This window comes from bacterium (assembly GCA_027622355.1).
Classification (GTDB): domain Bacteria; phylum UBA8248; class UBA8248; order UBA8248; family UBA8248; genus JAQBZT01.
In genome coordinates this window covers 1-2,599 of record JAQBZT010000341.1, presented here as the reverse complement: position 1 = coordinate 2,599, position 2,599 = coordinate 1, and the positions used below count along the sequence as shown (strand labels likewise).

The window sequence follows — 2,599 nt, the reverse complement described above, 5'->3', positions numbered from 1 at the left end:
TGGCGCGGCTTCGGGCCCTCATATTCGATTTCGACGGAACGATCGCGGACAGCGAGCCGCTCCATCTCGCCGCGTTCCAGGATGTCATCCGCAGCGAGCTGGGGCTCGACCTGACGCCCGAGGCGTATGCGGAGCGCTATCTGGCTTTCGACGATCGGCGGCTGTTCGAGACTTTCCTTCGGGACAGGGACCGGCAGGTGTCCGCCGGGGAGATGGCGCGCCTTCTCGCGCGGAAGGCCGAGCGCTACGAGGCGCTCGCCGAAAACCCCGTCCTCCTGCCCGGGGCGGAGGCGCTCATTCGCGCCGCCGCCGAAAGGTGGCCGCTCTCTGTCGCGAGCGGCGCGCTGCGGCGCGAGATCGCGCCGGTGCTCGAGCGGGCGGGGCTCCTGGCGTGCTTTGCCGCCATCGTCTCTGCGGATGATGTCGAGCGGAGCAAGCCCGACCCGGAGAGCTTCCTGCGCGCGCGGGAGGAGCTCTCAAAGGCCGCGGGGGAGGACATTCCGGCGGAAGCGTGTCTCGTGCTGGAAGATTCGGTGGCGGGCCTCGCGGCGGGCCTCGCGGCGGGGATGCGCGTTCTGGCCGTGACGACGAGCTATCCGCGTGAGAAACTGGGGGCGGCCGATCGGGTGGTCGGCTCTTTGGATGAGGTCGCGGACCCGGATGCGCTGGAGCGGTGGTTTGCGGCGCTTTCACCGCGCGGCTGAGGAGTTCAGGAGATGTCCATACTGAAGGTGGCGCGGCTCGGGCACCCGGTTCTTCGCGAGAAGGCCCGGGCGATCGATCCGGCCCAGGTTGAGCACCCCGAGGTGCAGCGCCTCATCGAGGACATGGTGGACACCATGAGCGAGTACGCCGGCGTGGGCCTCGCCGCCCCGCAGGTGCACGCCTCGCTCCGCCTGTTCGTCCTGCAGCCGGACCCCAACGATGAGGAGACGCTGATCGTCGCCATCAATCCGCAGGTGACGGTGCTGGACGAGAAAACGGCGGAGGACTGGGAGGGCTGCCTGAGCATCCCCGATCTGCACGGGAAGGTGCCGCGAAACCGCAAGGTGCGGCTCGAGGCGCTGGCCCCGAGCGGAAACCCCTTCTCCATCGATCTCGAGGGCTACGCCGCGCGCGTGTGCCAGCATGAGCGGGACCACCTGGACGGGATCGTCTTTCTCGAAAGGATGGCCGATTTCTCGACCCTTTGCTTCGGGGAGGAGTTCCGCCGCTACTGGGCCCCCCGCGAGGCGCCGGAAGGGGAGAAGAAGGACGGAGAGAAGAAGGAAGGCTGAAGGGCCGTGGCGTCTTGCCCGACAAAACGTTTTGCCTGACAAAAAAAGGCTGCGGAAGCGCACCTGCCTCCGCAGCCTTTTGATTTTTCTGGTGCCCAAGGCCGGACTCGAACCGACACAGGGTTGCCCCCACCAGCCCCTCAAGCTGGCGTGTCTACCAATTCCACCACTTGGGCAGGCCTTTTCAGCCGGCGGCCAATATCGCGCCTCGCGCCGCCCGGTGTCAACTTGCCCGCGCGATCTGAAACCCATGTGAAATCAACTCTTTTTTCCCGCGGGCGGACTACTCCGGCTTTGCCCGCGGGTTGAGGGCATCGCGCAGGCCCTCGCCGAAGAGGTTGAAGGCCAGGACGACGAGGAGGATCGAGATTCCCGGAATGAGCGTGAGCCAGGGGGCGTCGAAGAGGAATTTCTTCCCGTCCGAGAGGATGTTCCCCCAGGTGGCGTCGGGGGGCGGGACGCCGAAGCCGAGGAAGCTCAGTCCCGCCTCGACCAGGATCGCGCTCGCGATGCCGATCGTCGCCGACACCAGGACGGGGGCCAGGGCGTTCGGGACGAGATGGCCGAAGATGAGGCGGGCGTCCCCCGCGCCGATGGCGACCGCCGCCTCGACGAAGGGCCGCTCGCGCAGGGAGAGCATCTCCGCGCGGACGAAGCGCGCCGGCCCCACCCAGCCCGTCACGCCGATCACCACCATGATGTTCCAGATGCTCGGCGGGAGCAGGGCGATGACGGTGAGAATGAGAAAGAAGGTCGGGAAGGAGAGCTGCACGTCCACGAGGGCGATAAAGATGGTGTCGATGCGCGGAAGGCGCAGGGTGCGCAGCGGGCGGAGCCATTCCGATTTTTCCGCGCGGTGGCCGATGATGCCGCCGAGCAGGAAAAAGAGGACGACCGAAAATACAGCCAGCCAGAGCGAGACCGCCGAGGAAGCGCCCGGCCCGATCGGGGAGAGGATGCGACCGGCCAGCGCGCCCAAGAGTATCGCCGCGCCCACCCCGGAGGCGCTCCGGCCGGCGCGCCAGAGCCCGATGAGGCCAAAGACGCACGCGCCGGCGAGCGGCAAGGCGCCGAGCAGGTGCCAGATCAAAAGCGCCGCGCCCAGGCCCGCCAGCACGCCCAGCAGCGCGGCGATGCCCAGCTGCCGGTCTCCGTAAAATCCCGCGATGCCGCCCATGGTGATGCCGAGAAGAATGGCGATGCCCACCGACACCACCCCGACGGCCATCGAAACCTTCGCCCCCTGGAGCATACGGGCGAAGACATCGCGGCCGAGCTCGTCGGTGCCGAAAAGGTAAATGCCCAGCCGGGGCATCAACTCG

The 2,599-nt window shown here is 67.7% G+C and carries 3 protein-coding genes and 1 tRNA gene; 2 read left to right on the top strand and 2 right to left on the bottom strand.

Going from position 1 to position 2,599, the window contains the following annotated elements:
* Together O2807_14485 and def are read left to right on the top strand one after the other, a co-directional pair.
* Window positions 1-704, top strand: a 704-nt coding sequence (locus tag O2807_14485) for an HAD family phosphatase (protein MDA1001710.1), incomplete at its 5' end; no start/stop codon positions are given.
* A gap of 12 nt (window positions 705-716) precedes the next feature.
* Complete coding sequence (def, locus tag O2807_14480; protein MDA1001709.1) at window positions 717-1,277, top strand: peptide deformylase; 561 nt, start codon at window positions 717-719, stop codon at window positions 1,275-1,277.
* An 89-nt stretch (window positions 1,278-1,366) separates the two neighbouring features.
* Here def and O2807_14475 read toward each other — a convergent pair.
* Window positions 1,367-1,453 (bottom strand) — tRNA-Leu (locus O2807_14475).
* A 107-nt stretch (window positions 1,454-1,560) separates the two neighbouring features.
* Window positions 1,561-2,595, bottom strand: coding sequence for an ABC transporter permease (locus tag O2807_14470; protein ID MDA1001708.1), 1,035 nt, complete (start codon window positions 2,593-2,595; stop codon window positions 1,561-1,563).
* Window positions 2,596-2,599 lie beyond the last annotated feature (4 nt).